Raw genomic sequence first — 20,129 nt, 5'->3', positions numbered from 1 at the left:
TGGGGCGATGGATAGATTGTCGTTTTGGAACGAATGTTTGATAAGCAGGCGGTGCTGCGATAGATTGTTCTGAATTTGGAACGAAAGGCGCACGATGCAGGATCTGAACGACATGCTTTATTTCGCCGAGGTGGCCGAGCGCGGCGGCTTCGCCGCGGCGGGCCGGGCGCTGGGGATCCCGAAGTCGCGCCTGTCGCGCCGCGTGGCCGAGTTGGAAGCGCGCCTGGGCGTGCGCCTGTTGCAGCGCACCACGCGCACGCTGTCGCTCACCGAGGTGGGCGAGGCCTACCTGCGCCATTGCCAGGCCATGCGTGATTCGGCCCAGGCAGCGCAGGACACGGTGGACCAGGTACAGACCGAACCGCGCGGCACCGTGCGCGTGACCTGCCCGGTGACGCTGGCGCAGACGGTGGTGGCCGAGCTGATGCCGCAGTTCCTGCAGCGCCACCCCCAGGTGCGCCTGGAGATGCAGGTCACCAACCGCGTGGTCAACGTGGTGGAAGAGGGCGTGGACGTGGCGCTGCGCGTGCGCCCCACGCTGGAGGACAGCGGCAGCATGGTGGTCAAGCGCCTGGACGAGGTGCGCCTGCTGCTGGTGGCCAGCCCCGAGCAGCTGCGGCGCCAGGGCACGCCCACCTCGCTGCGCGACCTGGCGCTGCTGGACACGCTGGCCATGTCCGCGGCCGACGGGCGCGCCAGCCTGCGCCTGATCGGCCCCGAGGGGCGCGAGGAAACCGTGCACTTCACGCCGCGCTACGTGGCCGACGACCTGCTGACGCTCAAATTCGCCGCGTTGGCGGGCACGGGCCTGTGCTGGATGCCGGACTACATGTGCATGTCCGAATTGCAGGAGGGCCGGCTGGTGCACCTGCTGCCCCAGTGGACGCAGCCGCGCAGCGTGGTGCATGCAGTGTTTGCGTCGCGGCGCGGCTTGTCGCCGGCGGTGCGCAGCTTCCTGGACTTTCTGGGTGAAACCGTGCCCGGCCATTCCGCCGCGGTCTGCGAGCGGGGCGACACGGCCACGGCCGGCGCGGCACTGCCCCGCTGATGCGGCGGCGCGTGGTGTACGCAAGAGCGCGGGATGCATGGGCGGTGCGGCTTGATCCCCAGTGGGGGTGGATCGATATAGTTGCTTTGCTTTTGATAGCTGGTAGCGCTCATCGCATAAGGGCTGGAGACCCATTTGACTTTCCATGGCGGTGCCTGGAGCCTGCGTGCCAGATGGCATTGCATATGCTCATCCGTGGATAAATTTACAAAAATATATTCTTTTGAGTTTTAACCTGCGCTCTCCACAATGCATGATTTCCTGCAACGTGGAGGCGCTCCCATGACCCCGGCAACCAAGCTCAAGACCCTTCTCGCCACGCTGGCCCTGGCGGCCAGCGGGCTGGCCTCGGCCCAGGCCAATGCGCTGCTGAACGTCTCCTATGACGTGGCGCGCGAGTTCTACAAGGACTACAACCAGGCCTTCATCGCCCACTACAAGAAAACCAAGGGCGTGGACATCAAGGTGGACCAGGCCCATGGCGGCTCCAGCGCCCAGGCGCGCGCCGTGAACGATGGCCTGGCCGCCGACGTGGTCACCTTCAACACCACCACCGACGTGCAGTTCCTCGCGGACAACGGCGTGGTGGCCAAGGACTGGGCCAAGAAATTCCCGCATGACGCATCGCCCACCACCTCCACCATGCTGTTCCTGGTGCGCCACGGCAATCCCAAGAACATCAAGGACTGGAACGACCTGATCCGCCCCGATGTGAAGGTGGTGGTGGTGAACCCCAAGACCGGTGGCAACGGCCGTTACGCCTACCTGGGCGCCTGGGGCTCGGTGCGCGAGAAGGGCGGCAGCGACGCCCAGGCGGCCGAGTTCGTGGGCAAGCTCTACAAGAACGTGCCCGTGCTGGCCAAGGGTGGGCGTGATGCCACGGCCACCTTCCTGCAGCGCAACATTGGGGACGTGCTGATCACGTTCGAGTCGGAGGTGGTGTCGGTGGAGCGTGAGTTCGGCAAGGGCAAGGTGGACGCGGTCTATCCCTCGGTGAGCGTGACGGCCGAGAACCCTGTGGCCATCGTGGAGCGCACGGTCGCCAAGAAGGGCACGGGCGAACTGGCCAAGGCCTACCTCGACTACCTGTACTCGGATGAAGCGCAGGAGATCGCCGCCAAGCACGCGATCCGCCCGCGCTCCGAGGCGGTGCTCAAGAAGCATGCCGACCTGTTCAAGCCCATCCAGCAGTTCACGGTGGCCAAGTACTTTGGCTCGCTGACCGAGGCGCAGAAGGTGCACTTCAACGACGGTGGCCAGTTCGACAAGCTCTACACGCCTGGCAAGTAAGCAGTGAACAAGCCCCTGAGCCGCCTGGCGCCTTCACCCCGCCCTGACTGCACGGGGAGGGTGACGGTGCCCGCGCATGCAAGCGCGGTGCCTGCGGGCGTGGGCCGCACCGGCTTTTGACCGGCGGCGAACAACGGATAACTCCATATGAGTGGCAAGAAAAGCGCCCCCAGGCGAGCCAAGAGGGTATTGCCCGGCTTTGGCCTCACGCTGGGCTACACGCTGTTTTACCTGAGCATCATCGTGCTGATCCCGCTGCTGGCGCTGCTGCTCAAGACGTTCACCATGACCTGGCCGCAGTTCTGGGAAGCGGTGGCGTCGCCGCGCGTGCTGGCGTCGTACCGCCTCACGTTCGGTGCCTCGTTCATCGCCGCCTGCGTGAACTTGGTGTTCGGCCTGCTCATCGCCTGGGTGCTGGTGCGCTACAAGTTCCCGGGCAAGAAGATCGTGGATGCGCTGGTGGACCTGCCGTTCGCGCTGCCCACGGCGGTCGCCGGTATTTCGCTCACCGCACTGCTCGCGGGCAATGGGTGGGTGGGGCAGTACCTGGAGCCGCTGGGCATCCAGCTCGCATTCAACCCCAACGGCATTGTGATTGCGCTGATTTTCATCGGCCTGCCGTTCGTGGTGCGCACGGTGCAGCCGGTGCTGGAAGACAGCGAGAAAGAGTTGGAAGAAGCGGCCACCAGCCTGGGCGCCACGCGTTGGCAGATCTTTCGCCATGTGATCCTGCCGGCCATCATGCCCGCGCTGCTCACCGGCTTTGCCATGGCGTTCGCGCGTGCCGTGGGCGAGTACGGCTCCGTCATCTTCATCGCCGGCAACATGCCCATGGTGTCTGAAATCACGCCGCTGATCATCATCGGCAAGCTGGAGCAGTACGACTACGCAGGCGCCACTGCCGTGGCGGTGGTGATGCTGGTGATCTCTTTCGTCCTTCTGCTGGTCATCAACGCCTTGCAGGCCTGGCAGCGCCGCCACGCAGGAGCACCCGCATGAGCGCCGCGAACACCCATACCGTGCGGCGCGCGCAGGCCGGAACGACCGAGGCGCGCTGGATCCAGTGGGCGCTGATTGGCCTTGCCATGGTGTTCCTGCTGCTGTTCCTGGTGTTGCCGCTGGCCGCCGTGTTCACCGAGGCGCTGCGCAAGGGTGTGAATGCCTACCTGGAGGGCCTGCGCGAGCCCGACGCCTGGTCCGCCATCCAGCTCACGCTGCTCACGGCCGTGATCGCCGTGCCGCTGAACCTGGTGTTCGGCATCGCCGCGGCGTGGTGCATCGCCAAGTACGAGTTCAAGGGCAAGGCCTTCTTGACCACGCTGATCGATCTGCCGTTCTCCATCTCGCCCGTGGTGGCGGGCCTGATGTACGTGCTGGTGTTCGGCGCCAACGGCTGGCTGGGGCCCTGGCTGGCGGCGCACGACATCAAGATTATCTTCGCCGTGCCGGGCATCGTGCTGGCCACCGTGTTCGTCACGTTTCCGTTCATCGCGCGTGAACTGATCCCGCTGATGCAGGCGCAGGGCAACGACGAGGAGCAGGCGGCGGTGGTGCTGGGCGCGAGCGGCTGGCAGACCTTCTGGCACGTGACGCTGCCCAACATCAAGTGGGGCCTGCTGTACGGCGTGATCCTGTGCAATGCCCGGGCGATGGGCGAGTTCGGCGCGGTGTCGGTGGTGTCGGGCCACATCCGCGGCCAGACCAACACCATCCCGCTGCACGTGGAGATCCTCTACAACGAATACCAATCGGTGGCCGCGTTCGCAGCCGCCTCGCTGCTGGCACTGCTGGCATTGGTCACGCTGGTCATCAAGTCGGTGGCCGAGTGGAAGAGCGAACAGGAAATGAAGGCCGCGGCCGCGCTGCCGCCCGAGCGGCCTGCGCCCGCGCCCGGCGCGCCGCGCTGAAGGATGAACACATGAGCATTGAAATCCGCAACGTCAGCAAGCAGTTCGGCGACTTCCAGGCGCTGCGCGACGTCAGCCTGGACATCCAGTCGGGCGAACTCATCGCGCTCCTGGGCCCCTCGGGCTGCGGCAAGACCACGCTCTTGCGCATCATCGCGGGGCTGGAGACACCCGACGTGGGCAGCATCCACTTCAGCGGCGAGGACACGACCGACGTGCACGTGCGCGAGCGCGGCGTAGGCTTCGTGTTCCAGCACTACGCGCTGTTTCGGCACATGACGGTGTTCGACAACGTGGCCTTTGGCCTGCGCATGAAGCCGCGCAAGGAGCGGCCGTCCGAAGCGCAGATCAAGGAGAAGGTGATGAGCCTGCTCAAGCTCGTGCAGCTGGACTGGATCGCCGACCGCTATCCCTCCCAGCTTTCGGGCGGGCAGCGCCAGCGTATCGCCCTGGCGCGCGCGCTGGCCGTGGAGCCCAAGGTGCTGCTGCTGGACGAGCCCTTCGGCGCGCTGGACGCCAAGGTGCGCAAGGAGCTGCGCCGTTGGCTGCGCCGCCTGCACGACGAACTGCACGTGACCAGCATCTTCGTCACGCACGACCAGGAGGAGGCGCTGGAAGTGGCCGACCGCGTGGTCGTCATCAACCAGGGACGCATCGAGCAGCAGGGCACGCCCCAGCAGGTGTGGGACAACCCTGCCAGCCCCTTCGTCTATGGCTTTTTGGGCGACGTGAACCTGTTCAAGGGCCGCGCCAACGACGGCCGGGTGTACCTGGACGACGGCATGCAGCTGGAAAGCCCCGAGGCCCAGCACGCCGACGATGCGCGCGCGTTCGCCTACGTGCGCCCGCACGACCTGGACGTGGAGCGCTATTCCCCCGGCCAGGCGCTGGACGCGCACGGGCGCCCGCGCGGCATCGTGGTGCAGTTGGCGCGCGCCATCGTGGTGGGGCCGATCGCGCGGCTGGAACTAATTCCCGAGGGCGATACCCAATCGGCGGACAATGCGCCCTCGGACGCGTTGATCGAAGCGCAGATTCCGGCGCAGCAATTCCACGAGATGGGGCTGCGTGAGGGCGAGACGCTGGTGGTGACACCGCGGCGCGCCAAGGTGTTTCTGGACGAAGCCGCCGGCATCTGAGAGCCGCTGCCTGCCAAGGGAGCGGATGCGGAGGCCGCTCCCTGCAAGGAAAACAAAAAGTGTTGTTGAACTGGATTGATACCGCCCCGCGCCGCATCCTGGCGCTGATCAGTGCCGCCTGCGTGGCCATGCTGGCCTTTGGCATGTACCTGCAGCATGTGGTGGGACTGGAGCCTTGCCCGATGTGCATCGTGCAGCGCTATGCTCTCATAGGTGTAGCGGTCTTCGCAGGACTGGCAAGCGCTAGAGGCACAAAAGGCTGGTGGATGGGTTGGACGGTGCTGGCGCTGGCAGCAGCGGGTTTTGGCGGCTTCACGGCCGCGCGCCAGAGCTGGCTGCAGTGGTACCCGCCAGAGATCGCCACTTGCGGGCGCGACTTCTACGGAATGATCGAGAACTACCCCATCAGCCGCGCCATCCCCATGATCTTCCGCGGCTCGGGCGACTGCACGGCGGTGGACTGGACGTTCCTCGGCGGCTCCATCGCCAACTGGTCGTTTGTCTGGTTCTTGGTGTTTGCCGTGCTGCTGCTGGTGCTGTTGGTGCGCGGCGGGCGCGGCGCGCCGGACACGCTGGCCCGGGCATAACTACGCGTTTTTTTTTGACCTCTCGCGGGGCGCCTTCGGGCGCCCCGCGGCGCTTCACCTCGTCTTCACCCCGTCTCCAACCCATCTCACGCGGTTGGGGGTGGGAAGACCACGGGCGGCGCGCCGGGCTTCCAGGCCTCGTACTTGTGCATGACGCCCAGGAACAGCGGCGACTGCTGCCAGCGCACCAGCCAAGCGCGCAGGTGCGGCCAGGGTGCGGCCTGCCACTGCGCGTCGTCGATGCCGGCGAACTGGCGCACGAAGGGCGCGATGGCCATGTCGGCCAGGGCGGCGCGTGGGCCGAACAGGTGCCCGCCCGGCTCCAAGGCCAAGCGCTGTTCCAGCACCCGCAGCCAGGCATGGGCGGCGGCCCGTTCGTCCGCCGGGCTGGCGTCAGGGTAGCGGTTGGGGTACTTGCAACGGTCCAGCGCCCGCTTGAACGGACCATCGCACTGCGCGATGAGCTCCAGCATGGCGCCCAGGTCGCCCCGGCCGGGGATGAGCCAGCCGTGCGGGTCATGGGCCGCCAAGGCCCATCGCATGATGTCCATGCTGTGCTCCAGCACCTGCCCCGGCAGCACCAGCACGGGCACCGTGGCCTGGGGCGATACGGCCAGCAGCGCCGCCGGCTTGTCGCGCAGCACCACTTCGCGCAGTTCGCAGCGCTGGCCGCTCACCACCAGCGCCATGCGCGCGCGGATGGCATAGGGGCAGCGGCGAAACGAATACAGAACGGGCAGGGCAGACGTGGCGGGCATGCGCCCGAGTATGCAGCGCTGTCCATCACCGCATCGGGGCACGGGTTGCGGCAGGTGTGTGCCAGCCCAGCTTGCGCCGTACGCGCCGCCAGCCCAGCACGATGCCGCTCAGGCTGATCACCGTGCCGCCCACACTCAGCGCCACCAGCAGCACGTCCCACAACGGCCGGCGCTGCAGCAGCGGCAGCCAGTCCCAGCTGTGCAGCAGGCCGAACAGCCAGCGCGAGGTGCGGCGGTGCCGGTCCAGCCGACCCAGCACTGCGCCCGTGTGTGGGTCCAGGTGCACCCAACTGGCGTGCGGGTCGCCGAACACCAGCCGCAGCACGGGCAACGGTTTGTCGGTGCCGCCGGTCATGGTGTGGGCATCCCGCGTGTAGTAATAAGCGTCGTATGCGCGCAGGGTCTCGACGCGCTGTAGCGGCGCATCGACCAGCCGGGCGGCGGCGGCTTCCAGTTCTCCCGGCTGCCATGCGTGGGGCAGGGCGGTATGCGCGTCCAGCACCGCGGGCGGGCCAGAGGCGGGCAACGCCTGCACCAGCGTATGGCCGGCGGTGCGTGTCCAGCGCAGTTCGCGCGTGTCGGTGGGCGCGGCCTGCAGCAGGGCGGTCACGGGTGCGCCTGCGTGCGGCAGCTGCAGGGGCCCGCCGTGCATGGCGTTGGTGCGCAGAGCGGGTGCGCCGCTGTCGAAGATGCGCCAGGGGTTCATGGACATCAGGCCGCTGAAGATCCACGCGAGCGTGACGACCATGAACAGCAGGCCCGCCACGTGATGCCAGCGCGCCCATGCGGACGGGAACGGCGTACGCCGGCCGCTGCGGTAGGTGCCCGCGAAGCGCCAGCGAAGGATGCCGATCACGCCGCCTGTGACCACTGCGGCGATACCCAGCAGCGACAGCGCATTGACGATGTCCGCCCAGTAGCGGTCCACCAGGCCGCCGCGCAGCGGGTACAGCCAGTGCAGCCACGCGCCCGCGTAGTTCCATTGGCGCTCGGTGCGTGTGGCATCGCGCACCACCTCGCCGGTCGTGCCGGAGATGTAAAGCACCGTGTCGTGTGCATCGCCCAGGCGCACGCGGTGCAGCGGTCGGTGCATGTCCAGCGCGCGGGAGTGGGTGAAGGCGTCTTCCTGCAGCCTGCCTTCGTGAACGGCATGGGCCGGACCCTGCGCGTAGGCTGCAGCGCTGGCCAATGCCCGTGGCGCGTCGACGGCCATGAGCACGGCGCCGGTGCGGGCGTCGATCACCACCGGGGCGCCGCGCGGGCGTGCGTCGCCGGGCGGGGCGGCCTTGGACGGCTGGGGCGTGGCCAGGTACACCGCCCGCCCACCGCTGGCCACGGCCAGCCGCAAGTCGCGCAGCGGGCCCTGCAGCCCGGCGGCGGCCAGGGCCTGGTCGGGCTCCAGCGCCACGGCGGCGCCGCGCAGCGGCGGCAGGTGCATCAGCCGCTCGGCGGGCGTGAGCTTGGGATAGCCCACGTACATCATCACCACGCCGGAGACGAACCACATGGCGAAGAAGGCGCACAGCGCCACACCCAGCCAGCGGTGGGCGAGGAACATCCAGCGTTTGAGGTGCGACATGGCTTGCGTACCCCGTGCTTCAGAAAGCCACGTGCAGCGCTACGTCCAGCGTGCGCGGCGCGCCCAGGTAGGCCTGGCTGCCTACGTTGGCCGCATATACGCGGTCGGTGGCATTGCGCACGCGGCCCGAGAGGGTGGTCGTGGGGTTCAGCTTCCACGCCAGGCCCAGGTCCAGCAGCGTGTAGGAAGGCCACCATTGGGTGTTGGCGGCGTCGGCATATACCTTGCCCACGTGGCGCACGCCCGCGCTGGCCTGCAGCGTGGGCGTGAGCGCGTACGCCAGCCAGAGGTTGGCCACCGTCGCCGGGGTGTTCGTGGGGGTCTTGCCCGCCAGCGACACGCCGCCCTGCACGAACTGCTCGTACTGCGCATCCACATGCGTGAGGTTGGCCTGCACCTGCCAGCGCGGCGACGGGCGCAGGCCCACGGCGATCTCGGCGCCGCGCGCCGACTGCTCGCCCACGAGCACGGTCACGCCGGGACGGTCGGGGTCCTGCGTGGCGATGTTGCTGCGTGTGATCGTGTAGAGCGCCAGCGTGGCAGTGCCCTTGCCGTCCCAGAAGTCGAGCTTGCCGCCCACCTCGGCCTGGCGGCCGCTTGTGAGGCGGCTGTTGTTGATCACGTCCGCGAACGAGGCGGTGGACAGGACGCCCGACGGCGGGTCGGCCGCCGTCGCGTACTGGGCGTAGAGGTTGGCACCGGGCACGATGTCCCACACCAGGCCCATGCGCCCCGTCGTCGGCTGGTAGCTGCGGCTGAACGTGGCGGGCAGGGCGGCCGTCACGGCGCGGCGGTTGGTCAGGTCCAGCGAGATGCGCTCGTGCCGCAGCGCCGTCACCAGGTGCAGCGTGGGCACGAGGGCCGTGCGGTTCTCCAGGTACACGGCGGCGGTGGTCGCCTTGTTGGTGCGATCGGCGTGGAAGCCCGGGGCCATGCCGGGAATGTCGAAGAAGCGCTCCACCACCGGGTCATACGGATCGGTGGTGTTCACCGTGCCGGACAGGCTGTTGGGAAAGCGCGTTTGCCGGTTCACGTTCACGTCCAGGCCGAAGGCCCAGTCGCTGCGCCGGCCCAGCAGCGTGCCCTGTTGGCGGCCCTCCAGGCGTTCGCCGACCACCTGGTGGTCGTGGCGCTGCAGGAAGGCGGCGCTGCGCGCCACCTGCGTGTTGGCTGCATTGAAGCGGTAGGTTTCCACGTTGCGGTAGTCGCGCAGCGCGTCGTAGGCGTACAGCGTGTTGGTGAGCTGCAGCGTGGGTGTGGCCTGCCATTGGGTGACCGAGCGCAGCCATTGCACGCGCTGGGCATACAGGCCGTCCGTGCTGTTGTAGTTCTGAAAGCGCGTGCCAGGGTCCACACCCAGCCGGCCCACCGCAGGCGTGCGCAGCGGCGTGCCCCAGTAGGGGCGGTCCACATGCTCATGCTGCCATTCGTAGGCCAGCAGATGTGTCGCGCCGCCGCCCAGATCGGACAGCAGCGAAGCCGCCAGCTGGGTGGCGCGCGTCTCGGTGCCGCGCACCCAGCTGCCGGCGTCGCGGTGGTTGAAGTCCAGGCGCGCATGGTGGCGCGCGGGCGTGCCATCGCTGGCGCCCAGGCGCCGGTTCAGTCCCAGTGAGACCTCCTTGAGGCCGTAGGCACCCACGCGCACCTGCCCTTCGGCAAAGTCCGAGCGCTCGGGTGTCTTGGTGAGGTAGTTGATCGACCCGCCGACCGCACCGGAGCCGAACAGGAAGCTCGACGGCCCGCCGATGGCCTCCACGCGGTCGTAGATCCAGCTGTCCACGGGCCGCGCGGCGATCGAGTACTGCACGTTGATGCCGTTGAACAGCTGGGCGATGGAGCCGCTGCTGAAGCCCCGGTAGCTCACGCCGATGCTGCCCGGCGCATCATGGGCCGTCACGCCGGCGATGGCGCGCAGGGCCTCTTGCGTGTTCTGGGCGCCACGCGCTTCGAGGGTGGCGCGGTCCACCACGGTGACGCTGGCGGGCGTCTCGCGCGGGGTCAGGCCCAGGCGGCTGCCTGTCTCCACCGGGGTGTCCAGCGGCAGCAGGCCGGGGGCCTGGGTGGCGTCGCTTACCTCCACGGTGGGCAGGGTGGGCGTCAGCGGGTCGGCGGATTGGGCGGAGGCGGCACCGGCCAGCGCGGCCAAGGTGAACGCGCCGGCGCTCTGGCGTATGTCGATACGGAACATGCGTGAAAACTCTCTCGGTCTCTGCGGAAGAACGGCCGACGAGTGCAGCGCGCCGCCCCAGTGGTGTGCGGGGGGTGGTGCTGTCTCGTGCGGCAAGGCACACCCAGTGCGTGGGCGTGGCAAGGGCCGCCTGGGGAGCCAGCAGGCTCCTTGCGGCCCGGCAGGGTCAGAGAGTCGAGGGAGGGCCGCGCGCGGGCAGCGGCGCTGCAGTGGCTGCGGCGATGCGCGCGGCTTCGACGGGCTGCAGCGCATGGGCCAGGGGTTGCGGGGGATTGACCACCACCCGGTCGGGCGCAGGGGGCGCGCCTGCGGGAGCGCACAGCGGGCAGTCCATGCCCGAAGCGCCCATCGCGTCAACGCTGCCGTCCTCTGCCTGGACCATGAGCATGATGGCGCCCGAAGCCGTGCACACCAGCTGCAGTGACTGGGGATGCACCAGCGGTGAGGCCACGGCCACGCCCAGTGAAGCCATGAACCAGCCCAGCACCCAGGTGCGCAGTGTGAGCGGAAGGCGTGGCCAGTTCATGGCCGCGATTATGCCCAGCAGTGCCGGGTGGCAGCGCCGCCGTTCAAGGCGTCGTGCCTTTCGCGGTTCTGGGGGCCGCTTTACGCGGAGGGGCCTTTTTCTCTTTATGGGTGGGAAGGTCTGCTGATAGCTCAGGCGCGGCCGCCGCGGGGCGGGAGGTCCAGGCCTGATCGTGCAGGAAGAACTTGGCCACCATCTCCTTGGTGATCTGCACCGCGCGCTTGAGGCTGAGGTCAATGTGCTCGGTCAGTGCCAGCAGTGCTGGCTCCAGCTTGCGGGCCTGCAGCAGGTCCAGTAGCTGGGCGTGGGCGTTGAAGGCGCGCGCGTTCCAGTCCGACTGCTCCAGGTCGATGTGGCGGGCCACGTGGATGCGGCGGGTGACCTGCTCGAGGAACTGGCTCAGCTCGCGGTTGTGCGACAGGGCCGTGAGGCGGCGGTGGAACTCCTCGTCGGCCAGCAGCAGGTCACCGATGGACATGCCCGAGGCCTCGGCCATCACGCCCTCCCAATAGCTGCGCAGGCTGTCAATCTCGGCGTCGGTGGCGTTGTGCACGGCCAGGAAAAGGGCGCGGCGCTCCAGGGCGATGCGCACTTGGTAGAGGTTGTACAGCTCCTCCACGCTGATGGCCTTGCGAAAGAACCCCTTGTTCATCACGAAGTCGAGGAAGCCCTCGGCCACCAGGCGGTTCAGCGCCTCGCGCAGCGGCGGGCGGCTGATGTCGAACTCGCGGCCCAGCGCCTGCTCGTTGATGCGCGCGCCGGGGCGGAAGTCGTAGTTCATGGCGCGCTCGCGCAGCTCCAGGTACAGGCGCTCCACGCTGCTGGCGTCGCGTGTCTGGGGCACATGCGCGCCTTCTTTGCTGGTTTTCTTCTTGACGGCCATGGGTGCTAATGAAGCAGTAGGCCCGCCGCAAGCGCTGCGCCGGGACATAAAAAAAGGTTGGGTGAAACTCATTCTAGGCCTTGCATTGCCGGCGGCAGAACGTGTTCCACATAGGAGACGCTATTTTATTGACTTATGTCTTCATAAGTGTCTACACTTTGTGTAAAGACTGGTTCCGGCGCGGAGCAGTGACCTTGAAGCCGCGCGGGCCGGGCTGGCCAACCTATTACAGGCAAGGAGATATTCGGGATGAGCGATCTGAGCGTCGGCAGCAGCCTGCGGGCCGTGGGCCTGGAAGACAAGTACACCGCCACGCAGGGCACGGTCTATCTGACCGGCGTGCAGGCCCTGGTGCGCCTGCCCATGATGCAAAAGCGCCGCGACCGCGCGGCAGGCCTCAACACCGCCGGCTATATCACCGGCTACCGGGGCTCGCCCCTGGGCACCTTCGATGATCAGCTGGTCAAGGCGCGCAAACACCTGCAGGCGCATGACGTGGTGTTCGTGCCCGGCGTGAACGAGGATCTGGCCGCCACGGCCGTCTGGGGCAGCCAGATGGCCGAGATTGGCGGGGCGGGGCGCTTCGACGGCGTGTTCTCCATCTGGTACGGCAAGGGGCCGGGCGTGGACCGCTCGGGCGACGCCTTCCGCCACGGCAACCTGGCGGGCAGCTCCAGGAACGGCGGCGTGCTGGTGCTGATGGGCGACGACCACACCTGCGAATCATCCACCACCTGCCACCAGAGCGAGTTCGCGCTGGTGGACGCGCAGATGCCCATCCTCTCGCCGGCCGGCGTGTCGGAGCTGATCGAGTACGGCCTGTACGGCTGGGCGCTGTCGCGCTATTCGGGTTGCTGGGTGGGCATGAAGTGCATCAAGGACACGGCCGATGCCTCGGGCTCGGTGGAGGTGGACGAGGCCGGCCCGGCCTTCACGCTGCCCGAGCTGTCGGACGCGCCGGCGGATGGCCTGAACATCCGCCTGCCCGACACCCCGCACGCGCAGGAATTCCGTCTGGTCAACCACAAGCTGGCGGCGGTGCAGGCCTTCGCGCAGGCCAACCGCATCGACCGCGTGGCGTTCGGGCGGCGCGAGGGCGCGCGCATCGGCATCGTCACCTCGGGCAAGAGCTGGCTCGACGTGCGCCAGGCGCTGGCAGATCTCGGCATCGACGAGGCGCGCGCGCAGGCGCTGGGCCTGGCGGTCTACAAGGTCGGCCTGGTCTGGCCACTGGAGGCCGAGGGCATTGCCGAGTTCGCCCTGGGCCTGGACAAGGTCATCGTCATCGAGGAAAAGCGCTCGCTGCTGGAAGCGCAGCTCAAGGACATCCTGTATGGCCAGGAGGGTGCGCCGCAGGTCATCGGCAAGAAGGACGAGCGCGGCGCCAAGCTGCTGCGCGTGGAGATGGCGCTGGACGCCGCCATGATCGCCCAGGTGCTGGGCCACCGCCTGGCCGAGATCGACCCGGCGCTGCTGGACGTGACCCACGCCCTGGCGCGGCGCAAGCCCGTGCTGGGTGCGGTGGACGTCATGGCGCGCAGCTTCTACTTCTGCGCGGGCTGCCCGCACAACACCTCCACGCGCATCCCTGAGGGCAGCCGCGGCTACGCCGGCATCGGCTGCTCGTGGATGGCGCAGAGCATGGACCGCGGCACGCTGGGCTACACCCAGATGGGTGCCGAGGGCATGGCCTGGGTGGGCGAGGCGCCGTTTTCCAAGCGCGCGCACATGTTCCAGAACATGGGCGACGGCACCTACTTCCACTCCGGCATGCTGGCCATTCGCGCGGCCGTGGCGGCCAAGACCAACATCACCTTCAAGGTGCTCTACAACGACGCCGTGGCCATGACCGGCGGCCAGCGCCACGACGGCCCGCTGGACCCCGTGCGCATCACCCAGCAGGTGCACGCGGAAGGCGTGGCGCGCATCGCCGTGGTGACGGACGAGCCCGGTAAATACGACGGCGTGACCGGCTGGGCGCCGGGCGTCACCATCAACCACCGCGACGCGCTGGACGAGGTGCAGCGCCAGCTGCGCGAGGTGGCCGGTACCAGCGTGCTGGTCTACGACCAGACCTGCGCCGCCGAGAAGCGCCGCCGGCGCAAGCGCGGCGAGTTCCCCGATCCGGACATGCGCCTGGTCATCAACGAGGCCGTGTGCGAGGGCTGCGGCGACTGCGGCGCCAAGTCCAACTGCGTGGCCGTGGTGCCGGTGGAGACGGAATTCGGCCGCAAGCGCGCCATCGACCAGTCGGCTTGCAACAAGGATTTCTCCTGCCTCAAGGGCTTTTGCCCCAGCTTCGTCACCGTGCGCGGCGGCCAACTGAAGAAGGGCGTGGCCGCGGGCAAGGAGGCGCTGGACGCGCCGCTGCCCGATCCCCAGCTGCCCGACCTGGCGCAGGGCGTCTACAGCCTCATCATCACCGGCGTGGGCGGCACCGGCGTGGTCACCATCGGCGCGCTGCTGGGCATGGCCGCGCACCTGGAGGGCAAGGGCGTGGGCGTGCTGGACATGGCGGGCCTGGCGCAAAAGGGCGGCTCGGTGTGGACGCACATGCGCTTCGGCGCCACGCCGCAGGCGATTGCCGCCGTGCGCGTGGCCCCCGGCGGGGCCGATGCGCTGATCGGCTGCGACCTGGTGGTGGCCGCGGCCAGCAACACCCTGACCATGACGCGCAAGGGCGCCACCCGCGCCATCGTGAACACGCAAGAGGTCATGCCGGGCGCCTTCACGCAGAACCCGGACCTGCAGTTCCCCGGCAACCCGCTGGTCAAGACCATCGTGCGCGCCCTGGGCGAGGGCAACGTGGAGCAGGTGGACGCGGGCCGCCTGGCGCTGGCCCTGTGCGGCGACGCCATCGCCACCAACCTGTTCATGCTGGGCGCCGCCTACCAGCGCGGCCTGGTGCCGGTGAGTGCGCAGGCCATCGAGCGCGCCATCGAGCTCAACGGCGCGGCCGTGAAGATGAACATCGCCGCCTTCCGCTGGGGCCGCCGTCATGCGGTCGACCCGCAGGCCGTGGCGGCCAGCGCCGGCGCGGCGCCGCGCCAGCAGGCGGCCACCCTGGACGAGGCCGTGCAGCGGCGCGTGGATTTCCTCACCGGCTACCAGAACGCCGCCTACGCCGCGCGCTTCAAGGCGCTGGTGGATGCCGTGCGCACGCACGAAGCGCGTGTCTGGCCTGGCCAGGAGCAGCTGACGAGCGCCGTGTCGCAGAGCTTTTTCAAGCTCATGGCCTACAAGGACGAGTACGAGGTGGCGCGCCTGTACGCCGCGCCCGCCTTCCGCGAACAGATTGCCGCCCAGTTCGAGGGCGCACCGCGCCTGGCCTTCAACCTGGCGCCGCCGCTGCTGGGCGACAAGAAGCGCGAGTTCGGCGCCTGGATGCTGCCCGCCTTCGGCGTGCTGGCGCGCCTGAAATTCCTGCGCGGCACGGCGCTCGACCCCTTCGGCCGCACCGAGGAGCGCCGCCACGAGCGCGCCATGGTGGACGCCTTCGAATCCCTAGTGCAGCGCCTGCTGCAGGAGGCGCGGCCCGACCAGCACGAACTGGCCGTGCAGATCGCCCAGGCGCCCATGAAGGTGCGCGGCTACGGCCACGTGAAGGAGGCCGCGCGCCAGGCCTACGAGGCTGAGCTGGCCCAGCTGCTGCAGCGCCTGCGCAGCAACGCCTGAGCATCAAACTTCATAGCTGCTGGCGCTTGATTTGCAAGGGTTTCGCATGTTTTTTGTGATGAAAACCCTGTAAATAAAGCGCTGGAGGCTCCTGTTTTCATAGCTTCAACCGGAACCACCATGCCCACACCGCCCGCCGCCGGCGCGCGCCCGGCCCTGCCTCGCGGCAGCCTGGTGGCACTGCTCACGCCCTTCACCGACGACCTGCGCCCGGACCTGCCGGCGCTGCGCCGCCTGATCGACTGGCACATCGACAGCGGCACGGCCGGCGTCGTCATCGCCGGCACCACGGGCGAATGCGCCACGCTGAGCCACGCCGAGCACCGCGAGCTGCTGGCTGCCGCCGTGCAGCACGCGGCGGGCCGCACCCACGTCATGGCCGGCGTGGGCGCCAATTCGACGGCTGAGGCAGTGGCGCTGGCGCGTTTTGCCGAAGAATGCGGCGCCGACTCGCTGCTCAGCGTCGTGCCCTACTACAACAAGCCAACGCAGCAGGGGCTGGTGGCGCACTTCACCGCCCAGGCTGACGCCGCCGCGCTGCCGCTGGTGCTCTACAACGTGCCCGGCCGCACGGTCATCGACCTGCAGGTGGACACCGTGGCCGCGCTGGCACGGCATCCGCGCATCGTGGGCATCAAGGATGCGACGGGCAACATGGCCCGCGCGGCCGACGTCGCCCAGGCCGTGCCGCCGGGCTTCGCGCAGTACAGCGGTGACGACTTCACCAGCCTGCCCTACCTTGCGCTGGGCGGGCAGGGCGTGATCTCGGTGCTGGCCAACGTCCTGCCGGCCGAGGTGGCCGCTCTGTGCGCCCACATGGATGCCGGCCGGCTGCACGAGGCGCGCACGCTGTTCGCGCGCCTGCTGCCGCTCACGCGCACGCTGTTCATGGAAAGCAGCCCCGGCCCGGCCAAGTACGCGGCGCAGCTGCGCGGCCTGTGCGGCGGCGGGCTGCGCCTGCCGATGTGCGAGGTGTCATCCGCCACGGCGGCGGCGGTGCGCGCCGCGCTGCAGGCCTGGCCGGCTTCCTGATCGCGCTACCAAAAAATAGCTGTCAGCGATTGATGGGAAAGCGCTGTAGGCGTTTCCCTTCAAGCCGCCGACCTGCCAAACGCTGCGGTTCGGCCCAGGTGCCGACCGGCAGCGCCACGCCCTCCTGCAGCAAGCGTTCGCGCTGGCGGTAGCGGCGCTCACCCGGCTGGCGGGTCTGGCCCGCTCCGCCCAGGGCGCGCCAGGGTTTCGCAGCGCTCGGCGATGGCATGGCGCGCAGCGATCTGACTTCGCCAGGGGCGATGGCGCTGGTCGCCAGGTCGAACACCAGCGGGTCGTGCCCGGCGCGCGGCGCGGCAAAGGCAGTGGGGTTGGTACCGAACAGCGCCCGGGTGCCGCCGCTGGGCACCACGCAGGCCATGCTTTTGAACAGGGCCAGCGCCATCAGGCCGTCGCGCGCCAGGGGCTCCACGTCGGGCCACAGGGCGGCGAAGTGGCGCGAATTGCGGACGGCCAGCAGTGCGATGCCGTTGGCGCGTGCCTTGGCCATCAGCGCCGGGTAGGCCGCCTGCCAGGCTGGCTGGGCGAAGCCGTTGCCCGCATCCATGGCCAGGTAGTCGGGACACTATGGCTGTGCGAGCCGAGGGGCCTAAGACGAACAACAGCGGTACCAGGAACCCGCGTGACTTTTCTATGCATCCGTGAAAACCAGAACTTCATCACGTTGTCTGTTTTTGGGGAACTGTCTACACTTGTATAGTCAGATTGGTGAATGCTAATAGACACACCTTCTGGCCGCAGCTTATTTAGCGCGTCAAGCTTTTCAAGCCCAATCCAAGGAGACAAACATGGCCGGTGTTGGTAGTGAGAAACTTTTCGAAAACGACAAGGTGATCGTGTGGAACTTCGAGTTGAAGCCAGGTGAGCAGACCCCGATCCATACGCATGAGCATTCATACGTGTGGTATTCCATCCAGGGGACGGATCTGCAGGTGTTCGATGAGCATGGAAACGACCTGGGGACTCTGGAGGTCCCTACCGGGGCGGTCTATTCACTGAAGGTGGAGGACGGGTTTATCGAGGTGATGTCTGAGATTTGCAAGGGCGTCAAGATCCCTGCCAAGCACAGCGCCAAGAATGCCGGCACCACGCATTACCGTGAGATCCTCGTCGAATACAAAACTTGAGCTTCAGCGCTTGAGTTCTCCCTGAATGCGAGCTCCGGCACGGTGTGGCATCAGGCAGCCCGCCGGAATCTACGGCCCCGTCCAACGTCCATGGCATTGTTTTTAGCCGCGCCATAGGCCCTGTGTGCGGCGGGGCCGCGTCAGCCGCCCGGTGTTGTCTCGCGCAGCAGCCAGGCGCGGAACGCCTGCAGCGCCGCTGTGGGCGGGCGCGACTTGAGACGGAATAGCCAGTACTGCCGGACGGGGAGCGCGAGAGCCTGGACGCGCGCGTGGGTTTCGGCCGAGGCGACCTGGTGGAATACTCGCCGCGGACCGAGCCGCATGCAGACCGGGAGGGCATGACGGTGGCCGAGCTTTGCGAAGCCACCATGGTGCTGAGCGACAACACCGCGGCCAACCTGCTGCTGCGCCGGCAGGGCGGGCCTGCGGGCCTGACGGCGTGGCTTCGGGGGCTGGGCGACACCCACACGAGCCTGGACCGCACAGAACCGCGCTGAACGACGTGCCGCCCGGCGAAGTGCGCGACACGACCACGCCGCTGACCATGCTGTGCACCGTGCAAATGCTGGTAATGGGCGAGGCGCTGGCGCCGCCATCGCGCGCGCAACTGCAGGCTTGGCTGCTGGGCAACCTTACGGGCGACAAGCGCTTGCGCGCCGGCATGCCGCCCGGCTGGCGGGTCGGGGAAAAGACCGGCACGGCCGAGGGCACGGCCAACGACGTGGGCGTGGTGCGGCCAGCGCCGGGGCAGGGCGCGCCGGCCGTGGTGGCCTGCTACCTGGCCGAGTGCCCGGCCGCGCCCGCGCAGCGCGACGTGGCCATCGCGCAGGTAGGGCGGCTCGCCACAGCTTGGCTCAGAGCTTCTTGACCAGCACCTGGCTCTTGCGGTCCCAGTTGTACTTGCGCTTGCGTGCGTCGGGCAGCCAGTCGGGGTCCACGGGCGAAAAGCCCCGCTTGATGAACCAGTGCATGGTGCGCGTGGTCAGCACGAAGATGCTGGACAGGCCCAGCATGCGCGCGCGCTGCTCGATGCGCTTGAGCAGCTTCTCGCCGTCGCCCGTGCCCTGGCTTTGCGGGGACACGGTGACGGCGGCCATCTCGGCCGTGCCGGCCTCCGGGTAGGGGTAGAGCGCGGCGCAGCCGAAGATCACGCCGTCGTGCTCGATCACGGTGTAGGCGGCGATGTCGCGCTCGATCTCGGTGCGGTCGCGCTTGACCAGCGTGCCGTCGCGCTCGAACGGCTCGATGAGCTGGATGATGCCGCCCACATCGTCGATGGTGGCTTCGCGCAGCTCTTCCAGCTTTTCGTCGATGACCATGGTGCCGATGCCGTCGTGCACGTAGATCTCCAGCAGCAGCGCGCCGTCCACCGCGAACGGCAGGATGTGGCTGCGCTCCACGCCGTGCTCGCAGGCCCTCACGCAATGCTGCAGGTAAAAACCCACATCGGTCGGCTGCTGCGCGGGCGGCAACTGGGCCAGCAGCTGGCGCGCTGCGGCCAGGGGCAGTTCGGTGTCGATGGGGTTGTCCTCGGCGTCGGGTTCCAGCGGCTGGATGCGGATGCCCGGCACTTCGGTCAGGAACAGCAGCTTGTCTGCCTTGAGCTCGGTGGCCACGCGTGTGGCGACTTCCTCCATGGCCAGGTTGAAAGCCTCGCCCGTGGGCGAGAAGCCGAAGGGCGAGATGAGCACCATGGCGTCGGACTCCAGCGTGCGGCGGATGCCTTCCACGTCCACCTTGCGCACCAGGCCCGAGTGCTTGAAGTCCACGCCGTCCACGATGCCGACGGGCCGCGCCGTGAGGAAGTTGCCGGAGATCACGCGCACGCGCGAGCCCGCCATGGGCGTGTTGGGCAGGCCCTGGCTGAAGGCGGCCTCGATCTCATAGCGCAGCTGGCCCGCGGCCTCCTGGGCGCAGTCCAGCGCCACGGAATCGGTCACGCGCATGCCGTGCGAGTAGCGCGGGGCGTGCCCCTTGGCGTGCAGCTGTTCGTTGACCTGCGGGCGAAAGCCATGCACCAACACGATCTTCACGCCCATGGCCTGGATCATCGCCAGGTCCTGCACGATGCTCTGCAGCTTGCCCGCGGCGATGGCCTCACCCGTCAGGCCCACCACGAAGGTCTGGTGCCGGAACTTGTGGATGTACGGCGCCACGGACCGGAACCAGGGAACGAAGGTGAAGTTGAAGACCGTGGACATGGGCGGTGCGTCAAAGGGTTGGCGGTGGAGCGGTGAAAAGAGGGGCGGAGACGAAAAGCGCTCGCGGCTTCCCATGCGCCTGTACCAGGGCAGGGGCGCCAGCAAGCGCAGGCCGCAGTGTAGCGGGCTGCGCGCCGTGCCGCGGGCAGCGCGGGGAGGGAGGAGGAATGC

16 protein-coding genes and 1 pseudogene are annotated in these 20,129 nt (G+C 68.3%); 10 read left to right on the top strand and 7 right to left on the bottom strand.

Annotated elements, in window-relative coordinates; translation table 11 throughout:
* The first annotated feature begins 94 nt into the window (after positions 1–94).
* From I3K84_RS05280 to I3K84_RS05255, 6 genes are all read left to right on the top strand, one after another.
* Positions 95–1,048: a LysR family transcriptional regulator gene (locus I3K84_RS05280; protein ID WP_015913095.1), complete on the top strand. Its 954-nt coding sequence runs from the start codon at positions 95–97 to the stop codon at positions 1,046–1,048.
* A gap of 282 nt (positions 1,049–1,330) precedes the next feature.
* Positions 1,331–2,338: a sulfate ABC transporter substrate-binding protein gene (locus I3K84_RS05275; RefSeq protein ID WP_015913096.1), complete on the top strand. Its 1,008-nt coding sequence runs from the start codon at positions 1,331–1,333 to the stop codon at positions 2,336–2,338.
* Positions 2,339–2,485: 147 nt separating this feature from the next.
* Complete coding sequence (gene cysT / locus I3K84_RS05270; RefSeq protein WP_011805543.1) at positions 2,486–3,337, top strand: sulfate ABC transporter permease subunit CysT; 852 nt, start codon at positions 2,486–2,488, stop codon at positions 3,335–3,337.
* Complete coding sequence (cysW, locus tag I3K84_RS05265; protein WP_088886958.1) at positions 3,334–4,245, top strand: sulfate ABC transporter permease subunit CysW; 912 nt, start codon at positions 3,334–3,336, stop codon at positions 4,243–4,245. The genes cysT and cysW overlap by 4 nt, the downstream gene beginning before the upstream one ends.
* A gap of 11 nt (positions 4,246–4,256) precedes the next feature.
* Positions 4,257–5,384 carry a sulfate/molybdate ABC transporter ATP-binding protein gene (locus I3K84_RS05260; RefSeq protein ID WP_011805541.1) on the top strand — a complete coding sequence of 376 codons (1,128 nt, stop codon included), beginning with the start codon at positions 4,257–4,259 and terminating at the stop codon, positions 5,382–5,384.
* A gap of 59 nt (positions 5,385–5,443) precedes the next feature.
* Positions 5,444–5,971 carry a disulfide bond formation protein B gene (locus I3K84_RS05255; RefSeq protein WP_088886957.1) on the top strand — a complete coding sequence of 176 codons (528 nt, stop codon included), beginning with the start codon at positions 5,444–5,446 and terminating at the stop codon, positions 5,969–5,971.
* An 86-nt stretch (positions 5,972–6,057) separates the two neighbouring features.
* Here the strand turns inward: I3K84_RS05255 and I3K84_RS05250 are convergent, their stop codons facing one another.
* The 5 genes from I3K84_RS05250 to I3K84_RS05230 form a co-directional block, all read right to left on the bottom strand.
* Complete coding sequence (locus I3K84_RS05250) at positions 6,058–6,729, bottom strand: glutathione S-transferase (RefSeq protein ID WP_196995646.1); 672 nt, start codon at positions 6,727–6,729, stop codon at positions 6,058–6,060.
* 25 nt (positions 6,730–6,754) lie between these two features.
* Positions 6,755–8,308 carry a PepSY-associated TM helix domain-containing protein gene (locus I3K84_RS05245; RefSeq protein WP_196995645.1) on the bottom strand — a complete coding sequence of 518 codons (1,554 nt, stop codon included), beginning with the start codon at positions 8,306–8,308 and terminating at the stop codon, positions 6,755–6,757.
* A 19-nt stretch (positions 8,309–8,327) separates the two neighbouring features.
* Positions 8,328–10,496 (bottom strand): TonB-dependent siderophore receptor, encoded by a 2,169-nt coding sequence (locus tag I3K84_RS05240; protein ID WP_196995644.1) that lies wholly within the window; start codon positions 10,494–10,496, stop codon positions 8,328–8,330.
* A gap of 166 nt (positions 10,497–10,662) precedes the next feature.
* Entirely contained in the window at positions 10,663–11,022 is a 360-nt protein-coding gene (locus I3K84_RS05235; protein ID WP_196995643.1) for a DUF2946 family protein, read from the bottom strand.
* A 43-nt stretch (positions 11,023–11,065) separates the two neighbouring features.
* Positions 11,066–11,905: a GntR family transcriptional regulator gene (locus I3K84_RS05230; protein ID WP_231403413.1), complete on the bottom strand. Its 840-nt coding sequence runs from the start codon at positions 11,903–11,905 to the stop codon at positions 11,066–11,068.
* Positions 11,906–12,154: 249 nt separating this feature from the next.
* Here I3K84_RS05230 and I3K84_RS05225 point away from each other — a divergent pair, with 249 nt between their 5' ends.
* Together I3K84_RS05225 and dapA are read left to right on the top strand one after the other, a co-directional pair.
* Positions 12,155–15,580, top strand: coding sequence for an indolepyruvate ferredoxin oxidoreductase family protein (locus I3K84_RS05225; protein ID WP_196995642.1), 3,426 nt, complete (start codon positions 12,155–12,157; stop codon positions 15,578–15,580).
* A gap of 120 nt (positions 15,581–15,700) precedes the next feature.
* Positions 15,701–16,612, top strand: coding sequence for a 4-hydroxy-tetrahydrodipicolinate synthase (gene dapA / locus I3K84_RS05220; protein ID WP_196995641.1), 912 nt, complete (start codon positions 15,701–15,703; stop codon positions 16,610–16,612).
* A 22-nt stretch (positions 16,613–16,634) separates the two neighbouring features.
* Here the strand turns inward: dapA and I3K84_RS05215 are convergent, their stop codons facing one another.
* The gene (locus tag I3K84_RS05215) at positions 16,635–17,177 is read right to left on the bottom strand and encodes an Ldh family oxidoreductase (RefSeq protein WP_196995640.1); all 543 of its coding nucleotides are present in this window, start codon (positions 17,175–17,177) and stop codon (positions 16,635–16,637) included.
* 241 nt (positions 17,178–17,418) lie between these two features.
* Here I3K84_RS05215 and I3K84_RS05210 point away from each other — a divergent pair, with 241 nt between their 5' ends.
* Entirely contained in the window at positions 17,419–17,757 is a 339-nt protein-coding gene (locus tag I3K84_RS05210; RefSeq protein WP_103738332.1) for a hypothetical protein, read from the top strand.
* Between the two features lie 239 nt (positions 17,758–17,996).
* A pseudogene (gene bla / locus I3K84_RS22490) lies at positions 17,997–18,625 on the top strand (class A beta-lactamase); the annotation flags it as partial.
* On the opposite strand, the gene argA reads toward bla, so the two are convergent.
* Complete coding sequence (gene argA, locus I3K84_RS05200; protein WP_015913105.1) at positions 18,612–19,958, bottom strand: amino-acid N-acetyltransferase; 1,347 nt, start codon at positions 19,956–19,958, stop codon at positions 18,612–18,614. The pseudogene bla and the gene argA overlap by 14 nt on opposite strands.
* Positions 19,959–20,129: the final 171 nt, after the last annotated feature.

Origin of the sequence: Diaphorobacter sp. JS3051 (assembly GCF_015832135.1) — a bacterium.
Taxonomy (GTDB): domain Bacteria; phylum Pseudomonadota; class Gammaproteobacteria; order Burkholderiales; family Burkholderiaceae_C; genus Diaphorobacter; species Diaphorobacter nitroreducens.
The sequence above is the reverse complement of the archived record's forward strand: the minus strand, read 5'-3'. Positions and strand labels throughout refer to the sequence as shown.